The organism is Nostoc sp. (genome assembly GCF_036917455.1).
Taxonomy (GTDB): domain Bacteria; phylum Cyanobacteriota; class Cyanobacteriia; order Cyanobacteriales; family Nostocaceae; genus Nostoc.
In genome coordinates, this window is record NZ_JBALDK010000012.1 from 1 (window position 1) to 25,211 (window position 25,211).

At 40.5% G+C, this 25,211-nt stretch carries 22 protein-coding genes and 1 pseudogene; 13 read left to right on the forward strand and 10 right to left on the reverse strand.

The genetic code is table 11. The features are described 5' to 3' along the window. Window positions 1-113: 113 nt before the first annotated feature. Entirely contained in the window at window positions 114-2,177 is a 2,064-nt protein-coding gene (locus tag V7K42_RS00735; protein ID WP_334912610.1) for an NACHT domain-containing protein, read from the forward strand. A gap of 228 nt (window positions 2,178-2,405) precedes the next feature. Here V7K42_RS00735 and V7K42_RS00740 read toward each other — a convergent pair whose 3' ends face one another. Further along, window positions 2,406-2,558, reverse strand: a complete 153-nt coding sequence (locus V7K42_RS00740) for a hypothetical protein (protein ID WP_334912612.1) — start codon at window positions 2,556-2,558, stop codon at window positions 2,406-2,408. Window positions 2,559-2,583: 25 nt separating this feature from the next. On the opposite strand from V7K42_RS00740, the gene V7K42_RS00745 reads away from it, so the two are divergent. The 3 genes and pseudogenes from V7K42_RS00745 (at window position 2,584) to V7K42_RS00760 (ending at window position 7,229) form a co-directional block, all read left to right on the forward strand. After that, window positions 2,584-3,285, forward strand: coding sequence for a conjugal transfer protein TrbI (locus V7K42_RS00745; RefSeq protein ID WP_334912614.1), 702 nt, complete (start codon window positions 2,584-2,586; stop codon window positions 3,283-3,285). 1,658 nt (window positions 3,286-4,943) lie between these two features. Beyond that, window positions 4,944-5,576: pseudogene (locus V7K42_RS00755) on the forward strand (S-layer homology domain-containing protein); the annotation flags it as partial. Between the two features lie 411 nt (window positions 5,577-5,987). After that, entirely contained in the window at window positions 5,988-7,229 is a 1,242-nt protein-coding gene (locus V7K42_RS00760) for an S-layer homology domain-containing protein (protein ID WP_334912616.1), read from the forward strand. 69 nt (window positions 7,230-7,298) lie between these two features. Here the strand turns inward: V7K42_RS00760 and V7K42_RS00765 are convergent, their stop codons facing one another. Then, on the reverse strand, window positions 7,299-8,645 hold the full coding sequence (locus tag V7K42_RS00765; protein ID WP_334912618.1) for a GAF domain-containing sensor histidine kinase: 1,347 nt from the start codon (window positions 8,643-8,645) through the stop codon (window positions 7,299-7,301). 290 nt (window positions 8,646-8,935) lie between these two features. Here V7K42_RS00765 and V7K42_RS00770 point away from each other — a divergent pair, with 290 nt between their 5' ends. After that, window positions 8,936-9,253 carry a DUF3155 domain-containing protein gene (locus V7K42_RS00770; RefSeq protein ID WP_094329017.1) on the forward strand — a complete coding sequence of 106 codons (318 nt, stop codon included), beginning with the start codon at window positions 8,936-8,938 and terminating at the stop codon, window positions 9,251-9,253. Window positions 9,254-9,692: 439 nt separating this feature from the next. On the opposite strand, the gene V7K42_RS00775 is transcribed toward V7K42_RS00770, so the two are convergent. Further along, a complete protein-coding gene (locus tag V7K42_RS00775) occupies window positions 9,693-10,223 on the reverse strand; it encodes a cofactor assembly of complex C subunit B (RefSeq protein WP_334912619.1) in 531 nt (176 codons plus the stop codon). Window positions 10,224-10,275: 52 nt separating this feature from the next. Next, on the reverse strand, window positions 10,276-10,623 hold the full coding sequence (locus V7K42_RS00780) for a PadR family transcriptional regulator (RefSeq protein WP_334912621.1): 348 nt from the start codon (window positions 10,621-10,623) through the stop codon (window positions 10,276-10,278). A gap of 824 nt (window positions 10,624-11,447) precedes the next feature. Here V7K42_RS00780 and V7K42_RS00785 point away from each other — a divergent pair. From V7K42_RS00785 to rpsN, 5 genes are all read left to right on the forward strand, one after another. Continuing rightward, complete coding sequence (locus V7K42_RS00785) at window positions 11,448-12,026, forward strand: DUF3611 family protein (protein WP_334912623.1); 579 nt, start codon at window positions 11,448-11,450, stop codon at window positions 12,024-12,026. A gap of 270 nt (window positions 12,027-12,296) precedes the next feature. Next, window positions 12,297-13,577, forward strand: coding sequence for a serine--tRNA ligase (gene serS / locus V7K42_RS00790; RefSeq protein WP_334912625.1), 1,281 nt, complete (start codon window positions 12,297-12,299; stop codon window positions 13,575-13,577). A gap of 116 nt (window positions 13,578-13,693) precedes the next feature. Further along, entirely contained in the window at window positions 13,694-14,794 is a 1,101-nt protein-coding gene (gene rseP, locus V7K42_RS00795; RefSeq protein ID WP_334912627.1) for an RIP metalloprotease RseP, read from the forward strand. Next, window positions 14,770-15,459 carry an endonuclease III gene (gene nth / locus V7K42_RS00800; RefSeq protein WP_334912629.1) on the forward strand — a complete coding sequence of 230 codons (690 nt, stop codon included), beginning with the start codon at window positions 14,770-14,772 and terminating at the stop codon, window positions 15,457-15,459. The genes rseP and nth overlap by 25 nt, the downstream gene beginning before the upstream one ends. Window positions 15,460-15,535: 76 nt before the next feature. Then, window positions 15,536-15,838 (forward strand): 30S ribosomal protein S14, encoded by a 303-nt coding sequence (rpsN, locus tag V7K42_RS00805; RefSeq protein ID WP_334912631.1) that lies wholly within the window; start codon window positions 15,536-15,538, stop codon window positions 15,836-15,838. Between the two features lie 56 nt (window positions 15,839-15,894). On the opposite strand, the gene V7K42_RS00810 is transcribed toward rpsN, so the two are convergent. Continuing rightward, window positions 15,895-16,224 (reverse strand): hypothetical protein, encoded by a 330-nt coding sequence (locus V7K42_RS00810; RefSeq protein WP_229553787.1) that lies wholly within the window; start codon window positions 16,222-16,224, stop codon window positions 15,895-15,897. A gap of 103 nt (window positions 16,225-16,327) precedes the next feature. Here V7K42_RS00810 and aat point away from each other — a divergent pair, with 103 nt between their 5' ends. From aat to V7K42_RS00825, 3 genes are all read left to right on the forward strand, one after another. Next, complete coding sequence (gene aat / locus V7K42_RS00815; RefSeq protein WP_334912635.1) at window positions 16,328-16,903, forward strand: leucyl/phenylalanyl-tRNA--protein transferase; 576 nt, start codon at window positions 16,328-16,330, stop codon at window positions 16,901-16,903. Between the two features lie 1,064 nt (window positions 16,904-17,967). Continuing rightward, complete coding sequence (grpE, locus tag V7K42_RS00820; RefSeq protein WP_334912637.1) at window positions 17,968-18,621, forward strand: nucleotide exchange factor GrpE; 654 nt, start codon at window positions 17,968-17,970, stop codon at window positions 18,619-18,621. A gap of 633 nt (window positions 18,622-19,254) precedes the next feature. Next, window positions 19,255-19,581: an STAS domain-containing protein gene (locus tag V7K42_RS00825; RefSeq protein ID WP_334912639.1), complete on the forward strand. Its 327-nt coding sequence runs from the start codon at window positions 19,255-19,257 to the stop codon at window positions 19,579-19,581. Here the strand turns inward: V7K42_RS00825 and V7K42_RS00830 are convergent, their stop codons facing one another. The 5 genes from V7K42_RS00830 to V7K42_RS00850 form a co-directional block, all read right to left on the reverse strand. Beyond that, window positions 19,582-20,718 carry a SpoIIE family protein phosphatase gene (locus tag V7K42_RS00830; RefSeq protein ID WP_334912641.1) on the reverse strand — a complete coding sequence of 379 codons (1,137 nt, stop codon included), beginning with the start codon at window positions 20,716-20,718 and terminating at the stop codon, window positions 19,582-19,584. A 150-nt stretch (window positions 20,719-20,868) separates the two neighbouring features. Then, window positions 20,869-21,636, reverse strand: coding sequence for a DUF1350 family protein (locus tag V7K42_RS00835; RefSeq protein ID WP_334912643.1), 768 nt, complete (start codon window positions 21,634-21,636; stop codon window positions 20,869-20,871). 256 nt (window positions 21,637-21,892) lie between these two features. After that, window positions 21,893-22,612, reverse strand: a complete 720-nt coding sequence (locus V7K42_RS00840) for a hypothetical protein (protein ID WP_334912645.1) — start codon at window positions 22,610-22,612, stop codon at window positions 21,893-21,895. 335 nt (window positions 22,613-22,947) lie between these two features. Beyond that, window positions 22,948-24,879 carry a M48 family metallopeptidase gene (locus V7K42_RS00845; RefSeq protein WP_334912647.1) on the reverse strand — a complete coding sequence of 644 codons (1,932 nt, stop codon included), beginning with the start codon at window positions 24,877-24,879 and terminating at the stop codon, window positions 22,948-22,950. A 6-nt stretch (window positions 24,880-24,885) separates the two neighbouring features. Beyond that, window positions 24,886-25,110, reverse strand: coding sequence for a LemA family protein (locus V7K42_RS00850; RefSeq protein ID WP_334912649.1), 225 nt, complete (start codon window positions 25,108-25,110; stop codon window positions 24,886-24,888). Window positions 25,111-25,211 lie beyond the last annotated feature (101 nt).

Genomic DNA, 25,211 nt, shown 5'->3' on the forward strand with positions numbered 1-25,211 from the left:
TTGTTAAATGAAGGAGGCCTTATTATTAAATGGGAGCGCAAGATTAAAAATAAAGGTAATGCTGTTTATTAAATTTAGCTGCGTAGCAGCTTATTGATGCGATCGTGCAAGAGGTGCGTGAAAAGATAAAACCTCGTATCCAAGAACGATGCGGCACAATGCGGGTGCTAGATATGACTCAACCCATCGGGTTGAATGACATTTACACCAGCGTCAATATATTAGAGAAAATCACTGGACAGCAACGCTTAGGAATTGATGACTTCTTACAACACTGTAGCAGCCAGGATTTTGACCTCTTTGGACTTAACAGAATTACTGCAAAACGAGTGCCAGGACTGGAAGCAGTTGAGAAATATTCCAAGCTGATGATTTTGGGTAAGCCAGGAGCAGGTAAAACCACATTTCTGAAGTATTTGGCAATTCAGTGTATTGCAGGTGAGTTTCAGGCTGAACGTGTACCCATTTTTGTCACCCTCAAAAACTTTGCGGAAGCTGCAAACAAACCTGGATTATTACAATACATCACTGAAGAGACGATAAATCCTATCTCTTCTATCCGAGATGTACTAACAAATGGCAAGGCATTAGTTTTACTTGATGGGTTGGATGAAGTTAGAGAAGAGGATAGTAACCGTGTATTAAAAGAAATTCGTGAGTTTTCCGATCGTTTCCCAAAAAATCAGTTTGTCATGACCTGCCGGATTGCAGCAAAGGAGTATAGCTTTGAGAAGTTTACAGAGGTAGAAGTTGCTGATTTTGACAATGACCAAATTTTAAACTTTACCAATAACTGGTTTAAGGATAAAGCTGTAAAACCAGAGACTTTTATCAAACGTCTCGAAGAGAATAACCGCATCAAAGAACTTGCAGCAAGTCCGCTGCTGCTGACGTTACTTTGTTTAGCATTTGAAGAGTCAGGAGATTTCCCTGCAAATCTTTCTCAGTTATATAAAGAAGGACTGGATGCGTTATTAAAAAAATGGGATGCCAAGCGTGGAATTCAACGCGACCAGATTTACAAAAAGCTATTAGTCCAACGCAAAGAAGATTTACTCAGTAAAATGGCTCTGACCACCTTTGAGGGCGGTGACTATTGCTTCAGGCAGAAAGTAGCAGAGCAATATATTACAGAATACATCCGCAATTTACCCGGTGCTAATCTTGACGAAGAAGCATTGCAACTTGATAGTGAGCAAGTTTTGCGTTCAATTGAACATCATCATGGACTAGTTGTAGAAAGGGCAAAAGGGATTTACTCATTTTCTCACCTCACATTTCATGAGTATTTCACAGCTAGAGAAATTGTGGTTGTGAGACAGTCATCAGAGGAAGCGCTGAAAAATATTGTTAGCCATATTACTGAGAAACGCTGGCGGGAAGTCTTTTTGCTAGCAGTTGGGATGTCTCCAAGTGCAGATCGGTTATTGCTGTTGATGAAAGAGAAAATTGATTTTATGGTAGCTGACGAGCAGAGGTTGCAGGAGTTTCTTCTGTGGGTAAGGAAAAAATCTCTTTCCGTTAATTTTTCTTACAAACCAGCAGCACTTAGAGCCTTTTACCTAGCCCTCTCTCAATACCTCTCCCGCTCTCTCTCTCGATACCTGTCCCTCTCCCTTTCCCGATATCTCTCCGTTGACCGCTCCCTCTCCCGTTCCCTCTCTCGATACCTATCCCTCTCCCTCACCCGCTCCCTCGACTTGTCCCTCTCCCTCTCCCGATACCTTTCCCTCTCCCTCGACCTGTCTCTCGACCTCTCACTTGACCTGTCCCTGTCCCTCTCCTTCTCCCTCGACCGATCCCTCGATCTGTCCCTGTCCCTCTCCCGATCGCTCGATCGATCCCTCGACCCAGAACTCAAGCATTTGCTGCAAAAACTTCGAGAGCAACTACCAAGTAGACAAGACTTGCAAGAATATCAGAAATGGTGGTTAGCTAATGGAAAGGCTTGGTGCGAAGAATTAAGAGAAGTAATGATTAAACATCGCAATATTGGTCATGATTGGCAGTTCAACAACGAACAAAAAGAATTGCTTCAGCAGTATTATGATGCCAATAAATTATTGGTAGATTGCTTGAATAGCGATTGTTATGTCAGCCGGGAAGTGCAACAGCAAATAGAAGATACATTACTATTAGCGATCGCAGAGATTAAACAGCGTCAGCAGCAATCTTAAATACACACATAACACATAGTTATTTTCCAGTCCCACAACTAAATCATTCGTTAAGAAAGCGAAAATATTTTCCAAGTTCTAGCAAATCAATCTAGAATAAAAGTAAGAGTTCGCAGTTAACCCATTCGCCTCTATTCAATGGCTTATATATGTGGACATAAGTAATAAAACAGCATTTAGGAACAAAACGATCCCCATTTACGTCGCATAAATGTCTTGCCTCTGATTTTAGTGACGCACATTAGCAGGATACAAGTTATCAGGTGCGATCGCGATCGCACAGACTCCCATCATAATAAGTACTTTTATCTTCGGAATACGCTTATAGACAGGTTCAAAAACAGTCAGAAACAAACTCAGTAAATCATCGTCATTACACATATCACACACAAAGGAAAACCCTCTTATGACTCGCCTACATCAATGGAAATCTGGAACTGCTGCACTTATGGCAATCGCCGTTACCACAAGCGTCATTAGCCCTCTATTCAGCTTTGCTCCTGCGAATGCACAATACAACAGAACTAGTCAATATGGAAACGTTACCATCCCTTCTGGGGTAAATTTTCCTGTCACCTACGATAAAGAGACAATTACTATTGCTCCTGGGGAAAGTAAATCTATAACCTTGAGAATAGCCAATGACATTATCGACAAAAATAGAAATGTCTTAATTCCTGCTGGTACTAAAGTAAATGGACGGCTAGAATCTGTTGACTTAGATAATTATTCAAGAAATACAGATGATAACCAAGGAAAAGGCGTGCGGTTTGTCGCTCAGGAATTAGAATTTTCTAATGGTCAGCGTCAGTCGATTAATGCAAGTTCTCGGACATATACCACAACTCAAAGAGTTTCACAGGGCCCTAGCACCAGTCAAGTTTTAACTGACGCAGCTATTGGTGGAGGTGCTGGTCTTTTAGGTTCACTAATTACTGGTAATAACAGAATTGACGACTTAAAACCTGTTCTTGGTGCAGCTGCGGGTGCGGGTGCGAGTGTCTTGTTGCGGAAAAAAGAAGTAAATGCGTTTGTCCTCAGACCCGCACAAGATTTAAGGCTCACACTGAATTCTAATTTGAATTTAGTACCACAATCCCGCTACTAGATTTAACTCTATTCAAGCCGTGAGTTTAATCATCCCTGATATGCGATCGCCACTTTAAATATAGTGGGCGATCGCATTCATTTTTAGACATAAAAAAACTTATTTAACAGCAACTATTATACTTCTATATCGTCTTAATCAGTATCGATACTTATTGAATTACGTTATCAAAAGAGCTAATAAAATCGGCTTTATTTTATTCTCTATCTAAAAGAGTATTCAAAATTACGTAATATCCTGATACTTTTTGTTAAGTAGTAGTGAGAAAGGAGCCTTTTCTTGTGGCAATTCAAAGTTTTAATTTAAGCATATATCTTGCAATTCCCGTGGTGTTAAGTCTTTTGGCTCAGGGAGAAAAGATAAAAGCATCTTTAGTTGAAAACGTCCGTCAGATATCCACTAACAAGGAAATGAGCCTATCCAGCCGCGAGCTAATTAGCGCGAATTCAACACCGAAAACATACTACGTTAGTGGTACTGGAAACGACAACAATAGCGGACTTTCTACTTCATCCGCATTTAAGACAATTCAAAAGGCAGCAGACCTTACCAACCCTGGTGATACAGTATTGATTATGAACGGGGTATACACAAATAGACCCAATACTGGAAGTGTAGTAAGTATTAAACGTTCTGGAACTACAAATGCATGGATTAGGTATAAAGCATATCCTGGACATTTCCCAAAAATTCAGCACAATACATGGAACGGGATTGTAATTTCAAATGAAGCTTCATATATCGAGATCAATGGGCTGGAGGTTGTGGGGAACAATGCCAACATAACCCTTGATTATGCGATGAGTCAGAAGACTAACAAACTAAACCCACTGACGAATGGAAACTGCATCAATATTGACGGACGAACCAGTGGTCATGTTCATCACATCCGTATTTTGAATAATAAAGTGCATGACTGTGGAGGAGCAGGTATTTCAGCGATTCAATCAGACTATGTGACAGTAGATAATAATGTGGTGTTCAATAATGCCTGGTATGGTGTTTATGGTTCTAGTGGTATTTCAATGTTGAATAGTTGGAATTTTGACAAAAACCAGGGATACAAGATGTTTATTACCAACAACAAGACTTACAACAATCGTATGTATATCCCTTGGATTGAAGTTGGAAAGATCACAGATGGTAATGGCATTATTCTCGACACTTTTAGAAACGATCAGAAGAACTCAAAATTGGCTGCATATACAGGACGGACTTTAGTTAAAAACAATCTTACATTTAATAATGGTGGCTCAGGTATTCATGCATTTTCAAGCGATCGTGTTGATATTGTAAATAACACGGCTGTTTTAAATAATCAGACTCCAGAAAATAAAGGTGGGCAAATATTTGCTTATTCATCATCTGATGTCAAGATTCTTAATAACATTTTTTATGCTTTTCCCGGTAAAGATGTTAATAGCAACACGAAAAATCAAAACGTTATTTACGATTATAATATCTATCTGAATACTTCTAAGATAAGTGTTAAAGGGCCTCACGATATTGTTGCAGACTCAGAGTTTTTGAGTAAGCATCCCACTCTTGAAAAAATATCTGATAATTGGAAATCGCAGCTAGATAAACAAAATCCGCCAAAGCGGACTTATATAGAATCTAAGTCGGCAGGTTTTGTTTGTGGATCGTTGACTTATAGCCTGCAAGGGAAACCCATCCAAGTGGGATGCTCTCCGCTATCTTTAGCTCAAACTGCTTTTTCTGATGTTTCATCTAACTATTGGGCGGCACAATTTATTCAACAATTGTCACAACGAGGTATAATTGCCGGATTTCCTGATGGTAGCTTCCGCCCTGAAGAATCGGTCACACGCGCTCAATTTGCCGCTATGATCGATAAAGCTTTCCCAAAATCACAGCAGCGACAGGCGATCAATTTTGCTGACGTTCCCAGCAACTACTGGGCATCCAGTGCCATTCAGCAAGCTTATACCATTGGTTTCTTATCTGGATATCCCGGTAATCGCTTTCAGCCTAACCAAGCTATTCCCCGCCAGCAGGTTTTAGTTTCCCTCGCTAACGGTCTGAAATTTACTTCTGGTAGCAATACCGAAAGCACTCTGAAATATTTCAATGATGCTTCTAACATCGCTAGCTACGCCCGTAGCCCGATCGCAGCTGCAACTGAAAAGCAAATCGTTGTAAATTATCCTAATGTAAAGTCATTGAATCCAAGTGCAACGGCTACTCGCGCCCAGGTAGCAGCTTTTATCTACCAAGCGTTGGTTAGTTCTAGCCAAGCCCCAGCAATTAACTCGCCCTATGTAGTGTCTAAACCTTAGCAATTAACTGCCTTGTGTCGTGGCTGCTACTAGGTTTAACTGCATTCACGTTGTAGCTTTAATCATCAATCATCCCTGATATGCGATCGCCACATTAAATATAGTGGGCGATCGCATTTATTTTTAACCCTAAAAATTAATTTACCAGCAACTATTATACCTTTATATCGTCTTAATCAGTATCAATCTTTCTTGGAATACTTCTTTAATTAGGCTGGCAGCTAATAGGGTAATCACACTACTCCTATTGTCTGCTTCATTTGACATAAATCTTGAAAAGTTGCCTGTATTACTAAAGTAATGGTTTTTACAAAATACAGAAACAATTGGGAACCAAAGATATTAGCAATTGTCTAATTAATTAACAGTAAAAAAAATAATTGCACCTGGAGTTAAAAACTAATGTTTACTTTAAATCGTTTGCAATCTGGAACAGCTGCACTCATGACTTTGAGCATCACAGTCGGCACTGTAGCGCCTCTTATTACCGCTTCACCATCTTTAGCTCAAACCACTTTTTCTGATGTTTCATCTAACTATTGGGCATCACAATTTATTCAACAATTATCACAGCGAGGTGTAATTGCCGGATTTCCTGATGGTAGCTTCCGCCCCGAAGAAGCGGTGACACGCGCTCAATTTGCCGCTATGGTCAACAAAGCTTTCCAAAAATCACAGCAGCGATCGCCAATCAATTTTGCTGACGTGCCCAGCAACTATTGGGCATCAAGTGCAATTCAGCAAGCCTATACCATTGGTTTCTTATCTGGATATCCTGGTAATCGCTTTGAGCCTAACCAAGCTATTCCCCGCCAGCAGGTTTTAGTTTCCCTCGCTAACGGTCTGGAATATAGTCCCAGTGGCAATACCGAAAGCACCCTGCAATACTTCAACGATGCCTCTAACATCGCTAGCTATGCCCGTAGCCCGATCGCAGCAGCAACTGAAAAGCAAATCGTTGTAAATTATCCTAATGTGAAGTTCCTAAATCCAACTGCAACCGCCACTCGCGCCCAGGTAGCAGCTTTTATCTACCAAGCATTGGTTAGTTCTAACCAAGCCTCAGCAATTAACTCGCCTTATGTCGTGGCTGTCGGATCTACTACCCCAACACCTGTAGCTGTGACAATTCCTCAAGGGACTGCTATTCCTGTGAAGTATGACAAGGCAGAAAAAATTCTGGTTACAAAGGATGAAACAGCACCTTTGACATTGACAGTATCTCAAAATGTGGTGACACAAGACGGATCTGTAGTGATTCCGGCTGGTAGTCAAGTTATTGGTCAACTAAAGCCTGCTACAGGCGGTTCTCAATTCGTTGCTGAAAAATTGGTTTTGACCAGTGGTCAAGAGTATCAACTTAACGCTACTTCTGAAGTGATTACCAAAACTGAAACCGTGAAGAAGGGTACTAGCATTGGTTCAATTATCAAGGATACTGTATTAGGCGCAGGTGCAGCAACTGCGGTATCTGCTGTAACTGGCGATCGCGCCATTGCCACAGAAGAAGTCTTGGGTGGCGCTGGTATCGGTGCGTTGGTTGGTCTGTTCTTCGGTAAGAATAGTGTTGATTTAGTGGCAATTGACCCAAATACCGATTTACAAATGACAATCAATCAAAACTTGTTGGTGTCACTAAGATAGGAATTGGGCATTAGGAATTGGAGCAAACAGAAACTTCTTCTCTTATGAATCCTAACTAATGACAAATGACTAATTTTGAACTTCTGGCAACCAAATAATAAAAGTAGTCCCTGGTGCATGGGGTGAAGTTAGCTTAGAGTTGATTGCAGGGCTGAAAACCTCGATTTCGCCCTGCATTTGCTCTATTAATTGTTTGGCGATCGCTAACCCTAAACCTGTGCCAGGGATTTCTGTTTGCGCTTGTGCACCCCGATAATGCCGTTCTCCAAGATGTTCTAAATCTTCGGGTGGAATACCAGGCCCGTTGTCACTGATGATAATTCCTTGAAAATTACCTTTTTCTTGCCCCGCCTGAATCAAAATTTTGCCACCAGTGGGAGTGTATTTCAAAGCATTATCGATGATGTTAGTTAAAACCTCTCGTAATGCTTTGATGTTGGCGCGTACTAAGGGTGAATTATGTTGAATTTCAGTTATTATTTTTAGCTTTCGCTCTTGGGCGATCGCTTTAGCTGATATTAATAATGGTTCTAATATATCTGCTAACGAGCAGTCAACTGCTTTATCTCCCGTTCCCGGCAATAATAGCGGCGGTTTAGCGGATTTTTGGATAGTTGCTTCCACAAATACTTCATGTTCGGGCAGATGTAGCGGTGCTAAATCTTCCTCTGTCAAGTCAATTACTTGATCGAATTGTTGCAGTAATTCTTGGAGGCGATCGCTTTCCCGCACGATACTATTTGCCACATCCCGGTTGGTGTCTCCCGGTCGGAGTCTCTTCAACAGCAGTTTACCAAAAGTCCGCAACGCTGTTAATGGGTTACGAAACTGATGCAATAGATTATCCAGCAAATCTCTCTGTTTTTCTTGGAGAATTTGTTGCTCGCGCAACTGATCCTCAAACCATGCCCGCCGTTGATCTAAGATACAAGCGATCGCTAATGTTTGGGCTATTCGTTGAATCTGACTTTCTTCATGTTCATTCCATGCCCGATCTTGCCTACCCGTTACCAGTAAACCCATCATTACACCCTCATAGACCAGAGGTAAAACAATTTGGTTGCCACTGAAGAGGTATTCCTCTTTTAGATGGGGTTGAGATGCCTCAGACTCCTGTGATGAGGTTGGAGATTCCGATCCTGCTGTCAATAACCTTCTGCGATCGTTGGGTAATATCAACACATTTCCAACTTGAAGTTGCTTGTGTACTTTTGTCTCAGCACTCTCTTCTCCTGGCGGTAATAATGCTGTTTCCGGGTAAATTACCACTGGAATCAGTTTGGCCTCACCAGAAGGAGTCTCTACCAATTCTTGTGTCAGGTACACAATACTTAAAGTTGCTCCCAGCCCTTGGGTTAGCAGTGCTATTTGCTCTCGACACAGAGCAATAAAATCGGAACTGGCAGACATTAACATTTTTTAGCTCTTGCTCAAGATTACAGATTTTGAGGCATGATGATAAGAGAGGATACTTAATTTTTACCTCACTCATTTCATAAAGCTTAACTAAAATCTTCTCAGTGATGGTTTGTTTGTACCAAGGGATTATATCCTTAGGTAATTTTGTTTTCTCTATTTTCAAAGATGTTAACTTTCTTGCATTAAAAGGTTAAAAACTATTGATATTTTGAACTAGAACTTATATAATGACGACGGATTTTGTAGCTAACACTACAATCTATAGCTTGAAAGAGGAGGACAATCGATTGGCAAGGAGACGCAAAAGGAAAAGTCGCCGTCGTCAAGAAGGACGGCGGATTCTGGAGCATGTGCCTCAATATAGCATCGAGAGCGGCGAAGAAAAACCTGTGACAGCAGCGAGAAGATTCATTCAAGCTGAAGGGATTTTGCCACCAGCTTTGCTACTCGTAAAGCGAAATGAACACACCACAGATCGTTATTTCTGGGCAGAAAAGGGACTGTTTGGTGCTCAATACGTAGAGGAAAACCATTTCTTGTTTCCTAGCTTGAGGGTATTAGAACCTTCGCCAAGTCAAGAAACTCTTGCCTTAGCTAGTCGGTAAAGCATAGACGGCCATCTGACGGATTGGATGTGGCTCCTGACTATCATTAACTAGCAAAATTGCTAAGTTTATGCAAAATTTAATTTTTTTTTAGTTTGGAGCTGATTTGCTTTTTAAGGCTAATCTAGGTAGTTGGAAAATCAACTAGTCTCAAACCAAGCAAGATTGCATGGATTGATACTAATGTCATGATAAAGAAGGGAGTGGGTATAGAGCCAAGCGCCTCTAAAAGCGCTAGTGAAGTTGCGCTCTAATGCCGTAAATTGTTAACCAAGCTCTGTCAACGAATTTAAGTTAATGAATTTAAATTTTTCCCCACGACATAAGTTGTGGGGAAAATTGACAAAGTGGAAGTCTTGATTTCCTCCTTCCTACTTTTCATTGTCTAAAGATTAGATCGGGTCAGAAGTCTGCATATCACAGTTAAGAAAACCAACAATTATTCACCAGCCTTAAGCTGTAGCGTCCTCTGTAACTCGCTGAGTTCATCTCGATGGCCAACTACAGTGATCTTACTTGAGGAGGTTTGTTTGCTCTGAGTTGTTTCTACTTTTAGCAACACCTTCTCAAGTCTTCCAGATTTTTTCCAATAAAATAGACCACTTAAAGGCGACAGCAGTACCAGAGCCAGAACAGGGGTACTGAGGTTAGGAAAAAGCAGGTATACGACTAGCGATAGACAAACAATCCCAGTCGCTGCCAGCATAGTTAAAAATATGGCCAAGAACCAACTGGGGCGAACATTCCCTTCAAAAGTCACTTTATTTTGTTCTCGGTCTAGCGCTGCCACTCGGTAAGACCGGGAGCGAAAATACTCTTTTAATTGAGACATTAAAGCAGCTTCATCTTGCTCAGATACCAGTTGTACTGTTTGTATGCGGTCTTTAGTCGAGGCACGAATAAAGAAAAACAGCCCAACCGATAACAACAAGGTTAGCAGGAACGTAGATGGCAGAATAGCAGTATCCATAACTTATTGTTAGTGTTCGACTGGAGAAGACTTATCCATTATCAATTATTCGTTACTTTGTCCTCCTGTTGATGTAGTCAAGCCATTGAAAAGCTAAATCCTGCGCTTGGACTTGCCATTCTGGAGAAACTTGGTACATCCGTCTGGGTCGTCCTCGTCCTTCCAGTTTTTTCCAATATCCAGTGATTGCCTTTTCGTCTTCCAGAAATTTGATTGCACTATAAAGTACGGTATCCGAAAGCCGATAGGTTGGATATTCAGTTTCTAATTGTTCAATCAACTCGGTTCCGTAGGATTCACCTTGTAACAAAACAGACAGTATGTAACAAACTGCTACTTCCTGACAAAGGTAAGTTGGCGGAGGACTCTCAAAAAATTGATATATATCCTCTAGTTTCATGGTTAGTGAATGGCTAAAAAAATGCCTTAGGGTGAGGTCTACAATCCTTGTAGTCAGTATACAGTGCTACTGCTAAGTGAGTAACCTATATAATGCTACTTAGACTATATTTCCAAAGCGTAAACACAAAATGATTACCCACGTCTGTGAAGTTGTGGGACGAGTTTGTGAGTTTTAGGGATACAGGAAATGTCCCTTTACCCAAGCTCGATACAGTGTGGTGAGGAGTGAACAGAGAATGGCAAAGTTACTTAGTTTGGTCAGATTACGGCAAGTGCCAAGCCCCCACCTAAAGGCGTGGGTTTTCTGACTGTCTTGGTGTTAAGTGATGCCGAGCTAGTTAGAACTGCTTAAGCAATAAAATGCCATCGAAGAAATTTTACAGGTAAAATGCAATTTTGTCTGTAAAACTTAATAAACACTTTGTTTTACAGTGATTTTCCCCATGCAAATCCGAAAAACTTAAGCTAAGAGATATGTCGGGTTTAAAGCTGCTATGGTCGTGAACATACTTAAGTAAGCTGTTGTGTTTTTAAATTGCACATTGAGACAGCAGGGGAGCAGAGGGGCAGAGGAGAGGGTTTACAGGTTTTACCTATAAAGATTATGAGGCAACTTGTAGGCGCGACAGCTTAGTAAGTATTACTGATTTGCTAGACAAGAGAATCTCTTGTCTTATTAGATAAATGTGATAGTAAATTTATCAAATAGGATGCAAAGACTAGGAGGCTAGAGACGCGAAGTGCGATACCTCTGAACAAAGTTCTCCATATCCCTATATCTTTGTATCCTTTAAAAGCGTCCCCAGCACATTGGCGATCATTATGTCACAGACTCCCGATGCTCCATCATCTTCATCTTCTTTGCGGGCAATTGCCCAAACCTTTCGCCTTACAGGTTGGATTAGCTTCTGGATTCAGCTAGTACTAGGCGTTGTTTCTAGTATAATTGTGTTGCTATTCGCCATCTTTAATCAAAGAACTGGTAGTTCTAGTAATAATCCTGGGACTGGTTTTGGCGTATTTTTAGCAATTTTTGGACTAGTTGTTTTGGCTGGTGGAATTTATTTAGCTTACCGTTACACTAGAATTGGCAAGCAATTGGAATCTTCCAATCCCAGTAACCGCCCTCGCAAAAGCGAGACAGTGCAAGTATTACGCTTAGGGCTGTGGGTGAATTTAGGGGGAACGCTGGTGACTCTTTTGGGGGCGCAGGCGATCGTTGGAACACTGGTAGCAAGATCCATATCTCCCCAAGCGATAACTACGCAATTTTTTGACCCCACCCGCATTATTAGCGGTCTAGATATGCTTGTGGTACAGGCAAATACTAACACTGTATCAGCCCATTTTGCAGGGGTTATAGCGTCACTTTGGCTACTCAATCGCATTAACCGACCTTAGTTATGAGTTTTGAGTGCTGAGTCTTCAGGAGTCAAAAGAAATTAATCATAATTTAATACTTAACCCAAGCATATTGGGTTAAATGCACTATATGGTTTCTTCGTAGTGGCAGTGATACTAGGGTAAAATCTTCATTCAGAGATTGAGACTGGATTTTGGCAATAAACTTTGTTTTTCCAGTCACAGCAAACCAAAATTACTATATGCTAAATGCTTAATGTGTTAACTGTATTGATAGGAAGATTTTAGGCTAAAAACTGAGAAAAATCTGTGCTGGATATCAAGCAAATACGGGAAAATCCGCAATTAGTTCAAGAAAGATTGAATAGTCGTAGTGGTAAATACGACATTGAACCGATTCTACAGTTAGATCGGCAACAACGGGAACTAGAGGGGACGCGCAGTCAACTCCAAGCTCGGAGCAACGAAATCGGTAAAATTGTCGGGCAAAAGATTAAATCTGGGAGCAATCCTCAAGACCCAGAAATTCAAGCTTTGCGCGATGAAGGTAACTCTGTCAAAGCGAAGTTGAGCGAACTGGAACCCCAGGAAAAAGACCTCAAAGCTCAAATTACTCAACTTGTGTTGGCGCTTCCCAATTTACCAAGCGACTCTACACCCCTTGGTAAGAATGAAGAAGATAACGTAGAAGTACGCCGTTGGGGTGATGAGTACATTCCCCAAAATCCGAATATTCTCCCTCACTGGGAAATAGGCGAAAAGCTAGGTATTCTCAATGTTGAACGGGCTGTAAAAGTAGCTCAAAGTCGGTTTGTGGCTTTGGTGGGTACTGGTGCGGCATTGGAGAGGGCATTAATTCAATTTATGCTGACTCTCCATACTCAAGCTGGATATGTGGAAGTCAGTCCGCCGTTGTTAGTTAATACCGAGTCTTTGACAGCAACCGGTCAGTTACCCAAGTTTGCTGAAGAAAGCTTTAAATGCGCTGATGATGATTTGTGGTTGATTCCGACTGCGGAAGTTCCGGTTACAAATCTCTACCGGGGTGAAATTCTTACTGCTGAAGATTTACCTATCTATCACTGCGCTTTTACTCCATGTTTTCGCCGCGAAGCTGGTAGCTATGGGCGCGATATGCGAGGGTTAATTCGCCTGCATCAGTTCAACAAGGTGGAAATGGTGAAATTTGTCGAACCAAGTACGTCTTTTGATGAATTGGAAAAATTGGTGGGGAATGCAGAAGCAATTTTACAGGCGTTGCGGTTGCCTTACCGAGTAGTAAATTTAAGTACTGGAGATTTGGGATTTGCCTCTACCAAAACTTATGATTTAGAGGTTTGGTTGCCCTCTTCTGGCAAATACCGCGAAATTTCTAGCTGTTCCAATACTATAGATTTCCAGGCACGACGGGCTGATATTCGCTTCAAGGAGGCGGGGAAGAAAGGAACTCAGTTCGTACATACCCTGAATGGTTCGGGTTTGGCTGTGGGACGAACTATGGCAGCAATTTTAGAAAATTATCAACAACCAGATGGCACAGTGAAGATACCAGAAGTCCTGCAACCTTATTTGGGACGTGAAGTATTGTGATTAGTCATTTGTCATTCGTCATTTGTCTTTTACCAATGACCTATGCCCATACCCAATGCCCAATGCCCAATTAGAATGGGGATAACTATAGCTTAATATTTGCACTAATTTACTCTATGTCAGTTTTAGCAGCGATCGCAGTCTTGGCTGTTTTAATCTTGGTACACGAGTTGGGACATTTTGTTGCAGCCCGTTCTCAAGGCATTCTCGTTAACCGTTTTTCTTTGGGTTTTGGCCCAGTTCTTTTGAAGTACCAAGGTTCACAAACCGAGTATGCTGTCCGCGCTTTTCCCTTGGGTGGCTTTGTGGGCTTTCCCGATGATGACCCCGATAGCGATATTCCACCCAATGACCCAAATCTGCTGCGGAATCGTCCAGTTTTAGACCGGGCGATTGTCATCAGTGCCGGCGTGATTGCAAATTTAATATTTGCCTACTTGGTGTTAGCTTTACAATTGGGTATCGTCGGCATTCCCAAGGAATTAAACTATCAAGCTGGTGTCATTGTCCAGCCTGTTAATCAAGAATCTGTTGCCTATCAAGCAGGTATTCGGGAAGGAGATATTATTCTGGCTGTTAACGGTCAAGAACTCCCGGCTTCTGATAAATCAACTCCTTTGCTGACAAAAGAAATTCAAACTCATCCCAATCAGCAAATCGAACTGAAAATCCAGCGTGAAAATCAACAACAATCCATAAAATTAACACCAAAACTAGGAGCCGATGGCAAAGGTGTAGTTGGGGTGGCGCTTAGTCCAAATGCTACAGCAATTTATCGCCGTCCTAATAGTCCTTTTGAAATTTTTGGTCTTGCTGCTAACAGATTTCAACAATTATTTGTTGGGACACTAAGCGGTTTTGGCCAGTTGATTACCAACTTTCAACAAACTGCTGGACAAGTTTCGGGGCCAGTTAATATTGTCAAAATTGGTGCAAAGTTAGCTGAAGACAATAGCGTAAATCTGTTGTCTTTTGCAGCAATTATCAGCATTAACTTGGCTATTATCAACATTTTGCCTTTACCCGCCTTGGATGGCGGACAATTGGCTTTTCTGCTGATTGAAGGTTTGCGCGGTAAGCCTGTTCCGGCTCGGATTCAAGAAGGGGTAATGCAAACAGGTTTGGTGTTACTCCTAGGCTTAGGAATTTTTCTGATCGTCAAAGAAACTACTCAATTAACTAGCCAATTGGAGTGGGTACAAAAATTATTCCAGTGAGCGTTACCCGCAAATCTTTATCTAAAAAGCAACGGGCGATAGAAATTTTAACTCGTCTGAAGCGTCTTTATCCAGATGCTACTTGCTCTTTGAACTACTCAACGCCAGTACAATTGTTGGTGGCAACGATTCTGTCGGCTCAGTGTACTGATGAGCGGGTGAATAAAGTAACACCAGCTTTATTTGGTAGGTTTCCTGATGCTGCGAGTTTAGCGATCGCTGACTTGGTAGAGTTAGAAAGCTTGGTACGTTCTACAGGGTTTTATCACAATAAAGCTAAAAACATTCAAGCCGCCTGTCGGATGATTGTTAACGAGTTTGACTCTGTTGTGCCAAACCAAATGGAACAATTATTAAAGCTTCCTGGTGTGGCGCGGAAGACAGCAAATGTAGTTTTGGCTCATGCTTATGGCATTAATGCTGGCGTGACAGTAGATACTCACGTCAAGCGCCTGTCCGAACGTTTGGGTTTAACTGAACATACAGACCCCGTTCGGATTGAGAAAGATTTAATGGGTTTATTACCGCAACCAGATTGGGAAAATTGGTCAATTCGGCTGATTTATCATGGTCGTGCTATTTGTAAAGCCCGCTCTCCCGTCTGTGTTGCTTGTGAGCTTGCTGATTTATGCCCTGTAGCCAATAAGCCAGTAGTTGTAGGTTAAGCGACACAAGTAACGCCAGAATTGATGGAGAGACTGTAGAATAGAAAACGGTGTCTTTAAATAAGTTAGAGAATTTATGGCAAAAAAGAGCTTGATTGAGCGCGAGAAAAAGCGCACCAGGTTGATAGAAAAGTATGCTGACAAGCGGGAAGCCCTTTTGGATGAGTTCAGAAGTGCAGCATCTCCTTTGGATAAGTTGGAAATTCACCGGAAGATTCAACAGCTACCCCGGAATAGTGCGCCCACCCGCCACCGCAATCGTTGCTGGTTGACTGGTCGTTCTAGAGGTGTTTACCGCGATTTTGGGTTGTCTCGGAACGTGCTGAGAGAATGGGCGCATGAAGGTCTATTGCCTGGAGTTGTTAAGTCTAGCTGGTAGTCATTGGTCATTAGTCATGGGTCATTTGCAAAGAACAAATGACAAATGACAAAATATTATTGACCGCAACACTTATCAATTCCCAGACTTTCTAAGAGTAGATCGCTGACGGCGTTGGCGATCGCAAACTCTCCATAGAAGCTATTGGAAAAATCATAGGACTGCATCTCTGTGACAATAGCAATTACCAGAGAACCAAGGTCGTTTTCTCCTTCCATCCGTTGACGCACAAAAATCTGTGCTGCTCGTTGGGCAATTTTTTGGTTTACTGCTTCCGGGATAAATTCTGTATCTAGCCACCGTTGTAAGCGCTCTCGTAACCATTCACCTTCGAGGAGAGGGTTTTCAGGTGGTGGTAGGGTGATGGGTGGAATTGGTTGAGTCATTTTTTTTAAAAGCAAAGGGACGCGGAGGGAAACGCAGAGGAACGCTGAGGTTGAGTGATAGCATCAAATTGCGTTTCTAAGAGTGTTTCTTTTATATTTATTTATGCAATATGATATCGCCGCTATTGTTGATGGTTATGCACAAGGCTATTTTCTCATGGCTGATGAACGCGATCGCCTGAGTTGGTACGGAAGTCGCGATCGGACTTTTATTCCTTTGGATGAACGGTTTCGCTACCCCAAGTCTTTGCAGCGTGTCTTGAATCAAGAGCGTTTTAGTGTAGCGATTAATCGGGATTTCCAAGCTGTGGTAGTTGGGTGTGCTAACCGCGAAACAACTTGGATTTCACCGGAATTACAAAAGATTTACTGGCTACTTTACCAGAGTGGTTATGCTTTTAGTTTTGAAACTTGGCAGGGTGACGAATTAGCTGGGGGAATTTTAGGGATTGTTCTTGGCGGTGCTTTCATTGGCGAGTCGATGTTTTACCGCATTCCCGAAGGCTCGAAGGTAGCGATGGTCAAGTTGGTAGAAAGGTTGCGTCAGAAGAAATTTGTATTTTTTGATGCCCAAATGATGAATCCCCATTTGGAGAGGTTTGGGGCTTATCGAGTTGAGGATGAAGAATATCAAGGTTTGCTTAAGCAAGCGTTGCAACGTGATTGTAACTTAGTATAAATAATGATAATAATCTTAATATTGAAGAAGTGGTTTTATTGATGGTTTCCATTGTTATCAAACATAGATGATTTCATCAAATTCTTGGGCATAAAACGTGATTAATTTAGATACTAATACCGCAGTTGCATTTATTGCTGAGGGTTGTCCTATTCGTTATGAACTACTAGCTTTCGTCAACAAGCACCAAATGGTCATCAGCCTGTGATAGACTAAGCAAAAAAATTACCATACCATATATAGTTCAATATTTGTATCATTCTATAGATAGTAGAAATAACAATTTTACAAAGTTATTATTCAGCCTGTTAATGCCTGAAAAACGTGTATGTTCCCTGGAATAATACCCAGGGTCTTTTTTTATAAAAACTTAGATAGCCACCCTCTTGGAGTCATGTTTCAAGAGAAGTCACTAGCCTATAACCTTTTATAAATAATTTGTATACATTTTCTCGAAAGATGAACTGAAGTCAACATAATTTTAAATTAACTAGAGATTGTTAAAACTTGGCATATATAGAGGTTTAGCTTGCAGCTAAATCTTTTTTAATAAGTAAACAGTAGATGTGTTACCAGATTTCAGAAGATTTGTACACAGCCTATAGAAAGATGAACTAGAGTAAGAGATCGGTCTAAATTAATCTTGGTGTAGTAAATGCTTGGTATATACAGAGGCTTGGATTAACCAAGCCTTTTATTATGACTGATCGGGTAATTTTATATCAGTCTTCAGGATATTTGGCTACAGTCTATAGGAAGATGAAGTACTAGAAAAGTGAGTCTAAATTAATCTGGTATATCTGCTTAAACTCCTGGTAGTCGAGGTGTTGAGGTTGTAAGCATACTCTGTTCATTATGGGGAGAATGTCACGCACTAAAAATACAGAGGTTAAGATTGGGGCATGTTTTCAAACTCTAACCACAAAATAATGAAGGCGACTGTAATCATAGCTGTATAGTTTGCAGCAAGCTTTAGCCGCAAAATAAAAACTGGGATGCATCCTGTGGCTGCGATCGCCTATTTTTTAAGATATAACGAGTTTGAAAATACACCCTAGTACCAAATGCCCAATATTGATTTCACCCAAAAGTTGCAAGGTTTAATGCAACGGGTAGATATTTCTAGTTTTAAAGCGCTCAGTCGTGCTGCTGGTGTCTCAGAGTATCAACTTTTGCGGTTACGACAAGGAAAACTAGAGCAGATGCGGGTAGAAGTACTACTTAAGCTTTCCTTAATATTACAGATGCCATTGAGTGAATTAGTCGTAACTTTTTCAACTGGAGAGTTGTTACAGGATAAAACAGCCTCAAGTCAGGAATTATTGCAAGAAATTGCAGATTTAAAAAAAGAGTACCAGCGATCGCAACTTCAACTAGAGCAGCAGCGAGAGATATTAGTACAAGAATTCCAGCAGTCAACTTTACAATTGCTAGAGTCTTTGTTATTGCAATGGCCAACAGCAGCACAGAAAGCGCAGGAGAATCCACAGCTAGCAGCAGTCAAAATAGTCCCGTTAGTGCAGAAACCCCTAGAAAAACTTTTACAGGCGTGGGGAGTAGAAGCGATCGCACCTGTGGGAGCAGAATTACCTTACGATCCCCAACTGCATCAGTTAATGGAAGGAACTTCACAACCTGGAGAAACAGTCAAGGTGCGCTACACTGGCTACCTTCAAGGTGAGAAGCTGCTTTACAGGGCCAAAGTTAGTCCTGTTTGAAAGAGTCAGGAGTCAGGAGTTATAAATTTATAACTCTTTACTTTTTGTGGTGGATGTTAAGAAATTATAAATATTGGGAATACTAAAGTAGCAGAGGCGATCGCCTCAGAGAACTTTCTGGTAGAGCCTTAGTGTATTGAGATGGTAGTCCAGAGGTAAATTCTTTCAATTATGTAAGTAATTGGACATAAATAAAAAAATATTTGCGAAATAATCTGAAAAGCAGTAACTTCAGCTTGTAGATAGGTATATCCCTAAATCAATGAGATATAGGTAAGTCGGCTTCAAAAAATAAACCTATGTAAAGAGACTAAAATCATCGAACTGCTTAATAATCGGTTATCCTAACCTTTTTACAAATCTAAATATACATATTTTTTTCGTACTAACTTACTTAATTTTTTATTTATAATGGGATTTTTACTACTAAAGAAACTATATTTAATCAAGCTGAATATTTTTTTGTCGTTATATAAAAATATATAAAATTATTATTTATCAAGCAAATTAATTGTCAATACTTACTCTATATTGAATCTATTTTTTTATTTTGCAAGCATTTTTAAATGTTCTATGATGGGTATATAATAGCAAAATCAGACCATCATTTACAATAATCAGCGTGACATAATTATGAGAGAACAAGTAAAAGTTATTAAGCTCAACGGTAATTTAAACGCCACAACTTCACAAGAGTTTCGACAAAACATCACTGATATGTTAGAAGGTGGTGCAAGGATTGTGTTAGTTGATTTTAAAGATGTAACATTTATGGATAGTTCAGGTTTGGGAGCTTTAGTATTAGCTTTTAAAACCTTGCGAGCGGCAGATACTAAGCTTGTTCTTTGCTCAATTAACGAGCAAGTTAGAATATTATTTGAACTGACTAATATGGATAAAGTATTTGAAATCTTTCCTAACCAAGACGCATTTAATCAGGTTTTAGTATCCAATATGTAATTAATCAAACTTAAGTTGCAAAATAGATAAATCATCATCAAAAGCATCTTTGGAGTTCAGAGCGATTAAATAACTCAGTACGGGATCGAGTTGGCAATCAACGGGATGTTGTAAGCTGACAAGCAACTGAATAAAAGCGTCCAAACTCCAAAGAGTGCCATCTGATTTAGTGATTTCATAAGCGCCATCACTAAAAATGTAAAGACTACTGAATTCTTCAATATTGCAAAATTCATCAACATATTTTGCTTCTGGAAACATACCAACTGGCATACCGGGGGTTTTCAAAAGTTTAACTTCAGATTTTCTGGGCGATGCACCAGTTACTAAAACTGCTGGTGGATGGCCGGCACTAGCATAAACTAAATGACGGTTAATTCGGTTGTAAACTCCGTACCAAATCGTAAAGTATTTGTCATTTTGATAATTCATCTGGAAAGTATCATTCAAAGCCTTTAATACATCACTAGGTTGATAGTAATTCAGACTTTTGAGCGCACGAGAACGCAGTAGATTCAGTACTGAAACTGAGGGAAGAGTCGCTTTAAGTCCATGTCCGGCAGTATCGAGTAAGTAAATTGCCAGATAATCATCATCAAGCCAATAGTAATCGAAACAGTCGCCGCCAAGTTGTCGCGAAGGAATGAATCGGAAATTTATATTGAAGGGTTCAGTCATAGAAAGAGGTAGCAGCGATCGCACATATTCTGCTGCTTCTGACATTTCTGATTCTAAAAGTAACTTTTGAGCTTGCAAATCTCTACTCAATTGATGAAGGCGTAATCCTGCTCTTACTCGTGCTTGTAATTCATTATGCTCGATAGGTTTGGAAATAAAATCATCAGCACCAGCATCTAGACCTTTGACGCAATCGGCAACAGAATCTAAAGATGTTAATAAAATAAAGAATGTGGTGAAAAATTTGGGATCTTCTTTAATCCGGTGACAGACTTCCAAACCTGTCAATCCCGGCATGATCCAATCACAAATAATTAGTGCTGGACGGCAAGCTAGCGCCTTTTCTATTCCTTCCTCGCCACTACTAGCAGTAACTACTTCATAACCCTGTTTTTCTAACATCCTTTTTAGAAGGATTTTTATAGAATAATCATCATCGATTACTAATATTTGAAACATATAAAATTGTATTAAACACTCATTAATAGTTTTCTAAATAGAAAATAAAAATACTATGTTGGCGAATGAGTTAGTAATCTCAATAAAAATATCTTACTAACTCACTTATATTTCACCGTTGAATTCATGACTTATTAATGTCATAAAATATTATGGCGGTGCAAGAGGATTTACCCACAAGAGAATGGAACTTTTTAGCTGATTCAAGTCGCGGTATGCTTCTTGCTTGAACCATTGCCCTAATGCGTCAAAGGGGGTGAAAGATGTTCCAGTTTGCCATTTAATGTCTTGACCTAGAGGTGTTGTGTGATTTCCTGGTAAGGTTTGTGCTGTCACCATTTCATCAAAACGTTCTTGTAAGATTTTGGTTAAAGCTGCTGACTGATCGATGCTGTCATTACTAAATTTTATTAATAAATTACGTCGGATATTGTAACGCTCTTGGACAAGCTTGTTGGTTTCCAAGGGTGAGGGGGTAAACTCGATTGCAAAAGTAGAATTGAACTGTTCTACTAGGGGGATAGCTTCTTTAGCGGCGTAGTTGTTGAAGGATATTAAAATATTGCCTGCACGTTCTACTTTAAAAAGGCTACCAATCAGCAAGTGAAGTTTACAGCCCATACTGTGTCCAAGCCCGTAGATGGGGAAATAAAGCTTTCGTAATGCTCCAGAATCATGTAGGCGTTCGAGGGTGCGGTCAAAGTTTAACAGCACAGATTTGGCGATCGCAGTATGATCTAATGTGTTGACGAAAGGCGTAGCAATTACAACATAGCCTTTACTCGCCAGTTGTTCGAGTAACCAGCGATAAGTGATGTGCGGTGCAGTGGCGACAAATGCACCTCCTAAAAAATGGATGATACCTATGGGATTTCGGGGAATGATTACCCAGTTACCTCTAACTTCTTTCCAGTCCATATCGATAAGCGATCGCTTTCTTGATATTCTTTATGTTAGACCGGGGATCGCAATCGTGGGAAGGATTATGCAAAAAGCCATCAACAATTCGTATATTACGTTATGGTTGTGGTCTAAATCACCATCTATAACGGGGCGATTTGAAGAAGTATCTTAGTCTGACCTATTTTTCTGTAACGAATTACATTAGCAAGTCTTGTCTACGATACGCTATTCGCGTTCGAGCGTCATTACGAATTACGAATTACGAATTATTTTAACTCTGAGTCTGTAATCTTTTCATCTCGTCTTGTACATCTAGTGCAATCTGTAACGCTTCATTAAGTAACCTTCCATGCTCAGTAGCCTGTTCATTTACTTGCATAGCCGTTAAAGTTGCTAAATTATTGACGAATAGTTCTGTATTACTAAGGATAAAATTCTTATTTTCTCTTAAAATTCTTTCTGTCTTCAAAGCCCGAACTAAATCGGCTTTTGTTAGTTTAAGCGCTGCAATAACGCTCTCTCTTTCCTTTATAAGTACCTCTGGATTTCCAGCTTCTTCTATTTGATCGTTGATATCTATTGCTCTAATAACAGTATTATATCTTTCAACATCGCTTAACAAGATCCGCAGAGAATTTGTCATGTTAATTTTGACAAGTTTACTTCTACTTCTCCAGACTAAATATAATATTGTTTGCGTCAGACCGCCAACCCATAGGCTTAATATAATTAATAATATCCAAGATGGAATTGTTATCCATGATATAAATATTTTTAGAAATATATCAAATAAAAGATAGCCAAAAACAAATGTAGCAAATCCAATAAAAACTACAGTTGCCCCTTCTGAACTTTTAATTTTTTGAATATATTTTTTTAATAAACTTTGGAAAGTATTTGTAATAATTAAAAGTTGATAGTTGACAGGTAAATTAGTTAGCTTTTGCAGCTCATCCTGACTAATTTCCAAGCCCTGTAAATCATCCCGCACAGCTTTTTAATCCTTGCCAGAATAGTTATTTAATCTAATATAGCAATCAAATTTCTGAAATGCTGGCATTTTGTCTAAACTTTTTTAAGCAAGTTAATACTTCTAGCGAACTAAAGATTTTTTGTACAATATTATACTCTTTTACCAAGACAACTCTTTATACAATAAGACTAACTAGAACAAAAATAAATCAATTGCCTGTAAAGGCAATTAAAATGCAACAGGTTATTGTCCTGATAAACAGCTATTTCCAACTATAATAAAAAACAATGGAAAAGTCCGTTTTTGCAGACTTTATTTGTTTAGTTATAAATAATCATGTCTCACTCGTTACATTAACTTCTCTTTGGAGAAGATTGTTTGTGTTTTGAAACACTACGCTGAGGGTTTAAAAACGGTGGAATAGGACAGTCTAGCGTCATAGCGATCGCTCTGAGCAAATCTGCTTCTGACTGTGTAACTTTGTTGTCTAATAGTACCGTGTGAGCGCAGGCATCTACAATAGCTTGCTTAAGTTTAGAACTAGCAAGGCGAAGGCGTTCAATACTCTTCTTAAGTTCAGTGAAATTACAGGTTAGCGGTATTTCTGGTTTTTCTTGCTCTCCGGCTTTAGGAAGTCGAAAAACTCCAGAACGAAAAGCATAGGCAATATCCTCGGTGCAAGCATCGGGCTGAGAGTGTCCAACGCGGGCAATTACAGATAGTACTAATAGACAATCTGGCCAAATCTGTTCTATGGAGGTGAATTCTACTGTTGTAGTAGATGTGGAATTTATACTAGGTTGGAGACGATGCCATAGTATTAACTGCAACACAAAATGCCATAGTGATAAACTTCCAGTAGCTACAACTAAACCATGAAGGCATTTGCACAACCTTTGGCATTCTTTGGCAGAATTTTGGCGTAATACGGGTACTGCCAAATCTACAAGTGGTAAACGAATTTTGGGATCTAACTGGTTAATTTCGCTACTCAATTCCAGAGTTTTGTCTACCAACTCAGGAGACTGCACCTCTCGTAACCAAGCAATTTGACGTTCTTGGATTTCGATATTTTCAGTATCTAATGCTAGGGCAAAAGCGATCGCCATTGCACTTTGCTGTTCTCGCACGCCCAAGCGCAGAGATTCTGGTAACTGCGATAACAGCCCTTGAGCATGGGCAAAATGCTCTGGTGTAACGCTTCCAACTTGGTTGACTACCTGTTCTGGCGTGCCGCTGGAACCACCAGCGAAGCCCATTGTTAGAGATTCCTGGGAAGGAGAACGCATTTGATTACGAGATGGCATTGCTGCCAAATTGCTGAGGTTCAAACCCCCAACCCGACGGATACGTTCTGCTATGGGTGGGTGGGTAGAAAACATATCTTCCCAGAAAGAGGGGTTGAGGGCATTGCCAAAAAACATGTGGCTAGAGGCTTCTGCTCCGGGCGAAATCAAGCGTGAATCCATCTGTTGGAGCTTTTGAAAGACTCCAGTAAGTCCGTTGGGGTTACGAGTGAACTGTACAGCAGAAGCATCAGCGAGAAATTCGCGTTGGCGGGAGACGGCAGCTTTAATCAATCGTCCGCAGAGTAATCCAATACCGCCAATTGCCATCAGCGCTAAACCAAAAGCCCAGATAGGTAAACCCTTGTCTTCTTTTCCTAAGCGGAAATCACCGCGAATGCGCCACAACAATTCCCCAGTTAAGTAAATGAACAAAATCCCATGCAGTAGTCCCACCAAACGCAAATTTAGCCGCATATCTCCGTTGAGAATATGACTGAATTCGTGGCCAATGACTCCTTGTAGCTCATCCCGGCTCAGGTGTTGCAAAGTTCCACGGGTAACTCCAATTACGGCATCATTAGGGGTAAATCCGGCAGCAAAGGCATTAATGCTGGTTTCTCTTTCAAGGAGATAAACTTGTGGGACAGAAATACCAGAAGCGATCGCCATTTCCTCGACAATATTTAATAGTTGTCGCCCTTGTTCATCTGCCATATCTGGGAGTAAAAGCCTTCCCCCCAATTCTTGGGCGATTACGCTTCCGCCTTGACGGAGACAGGCAATTTTATATAAACTTCCGACTGCGATCGCAATTATTGTAATCCCAGCCACGTAGATAAATAACCCTGGATGCCACCAAGCACGAGGAGCCACGCGGAACAGAAATAAAGCGGCAACGTAAATTGCCATAATCATAACTGCGATCGACAGGGAAAATAATCCAATTAATTGTTGCGTGTTTTGGCGTGCCCGATCCTGATGTTCAAAGAAATTCATAGATATTTAAAAAGACACGCGAGGAGCATTTCTCATTTCTGGAGTAGCTTCGGCGAGCAATTCTGCAACAGTAAAGTTAAAAGTATTTGCTACGAGATTGCTGGGGAAAGATTCGCTTTTGGTGTTGTAAAGTGTTACAGCGTCATTAAAAGCCTGACGTGCAAAAGCAATCCGGTTTTCAGTAGAAGATAATTCTTCCATAACCTGAGTCATGCTGCGATCGGCTTTCAACTCTGGATCTGACTTTTCCCGTTAAGTCTCTTTTGCAAGCTGCCAACCTTCACAGAGGTCATGCAATTTTAACCAACCTCGCCACAGTACCTGGATACCAA

What these genes read in the sequence shown, in the direction of transcription:
- V7K42_RS00740 (WP_334912612.1), bottom strand. Translation starts at nt 2,558, where the DNA reads ATGTGTAATGACGATGATTTACTGAGTTTGTTTCTGACTGTTTTTGAA.
- V7K42_RS00745 (WP_334912614.1), top strand. Translation starts at nt 2,584, where the DNA reads ATGACTCGCCTACATCAATGGAAATCTGGAACTGCTGCACTTATGGCA.
- V7K42_RS00760 (WP_334912616.1), top strand. Translation starts at nt 5,988, where the DNA reads ATGTTTACTTTAAATCGTTTGCAATCTGGAACAGCTGCACTCATGACT.
- V7K42_RS00765 (WP_334912618.1), bottom strand. Translation starts at nt 8,645, where the DNA reads ATGTTAATGTCTGCCAGTTCCGATTTTATTGCTCTGTGTCGAGAGCAA.
- V7K42_RS00775 (WP_334912619.1), bottom strand. Translation starts at nt 10,223, where the DNA reads ATGGATACTGCTATTCTGCCATCTACGTTCCTGCTAACCTTGTTGTTA.
- V7K42_RS00780 (WP_334912621.1), bottom strand. Translation starts at nt 10,623, where the DNA reads ATGAAACTAGAGGATATATATCAATTTTTTGAGAGTCCTCCGCCAACT.
- V7K42_RS00785 (WP_334912623.1), top strand. Translation starts at nt 11,448, where the DNA reads ATGTCACAGACTCCCGATGCTCCATCATCTTCATCTTCTTTGCGGGCA.
- rseP (WP_334912627.1), top strand. Translation starts at nt 13,694, where the DNA reads ATGTCAGTTTTAGCAGCGATCGCAGTCTTGGCTGTTTTAATCTTGGTA.
- rpsN (WP_334912631.1), top strand. Translation starts at nt 15,536, where the DNA reads ATGGCAAAAAAGAGCTTGATTGAGCGCGAGAAAAAGCGCACCAGGTTG.
- V7K42_RS00810 (WP_229553787.1), bottom strand. Translation starts at nt 16,224, where the DNA reads ATGACTCAACCAATTCCACCCATCACCCTACCACCACCTGAAAACCCT.
- aat (WP_334912635.1), top strand. Translation starts at nt 16,328, where the DNA reads ATGCAATATGATATCGCCGCTATTGTTGATGGTTATGCACAAGGCTAT.
- grpE (WP_334912637.1), top strand. Translation starts at nt 17,968, where the DNA reads ATGCCCAATATTGATTTCACCCAAAAGTTGCAAGGTTTAATGCAACGG.
- V7K42_RS00825 (WP_334912639.1), top strand. Translation starts at nt 19,255, where the DNA reads ATGAGAGAACAAGTAAAAGTTATTAAGCTCAACGGTAATTTAAACGCC.
- V7K42_RS00830 (WP_334912641.1), bottom strand. Translation starts at nt 20,718, where the DNA reads ATGTTTCAAATATTAGTAATCGATGATGATTATTCTATAAAAATCCTT.
- V7K42_RS00835 (WP_334912643.1), bottom strand. Translation starts at nt 21,636, where the DNA reads ATGGACTGGAAAGAAGTTAGAGGTAACTGGGTAATCATTCCCCGAAAT.
- V7K42_RS00845 (WP_334912647.1), bottom strand. Translation starts at nt 24,879, where the DNA reads ATGAATTTCTTTGAACATCAGGATCGGGCACGCCAAAACACGCAACAA.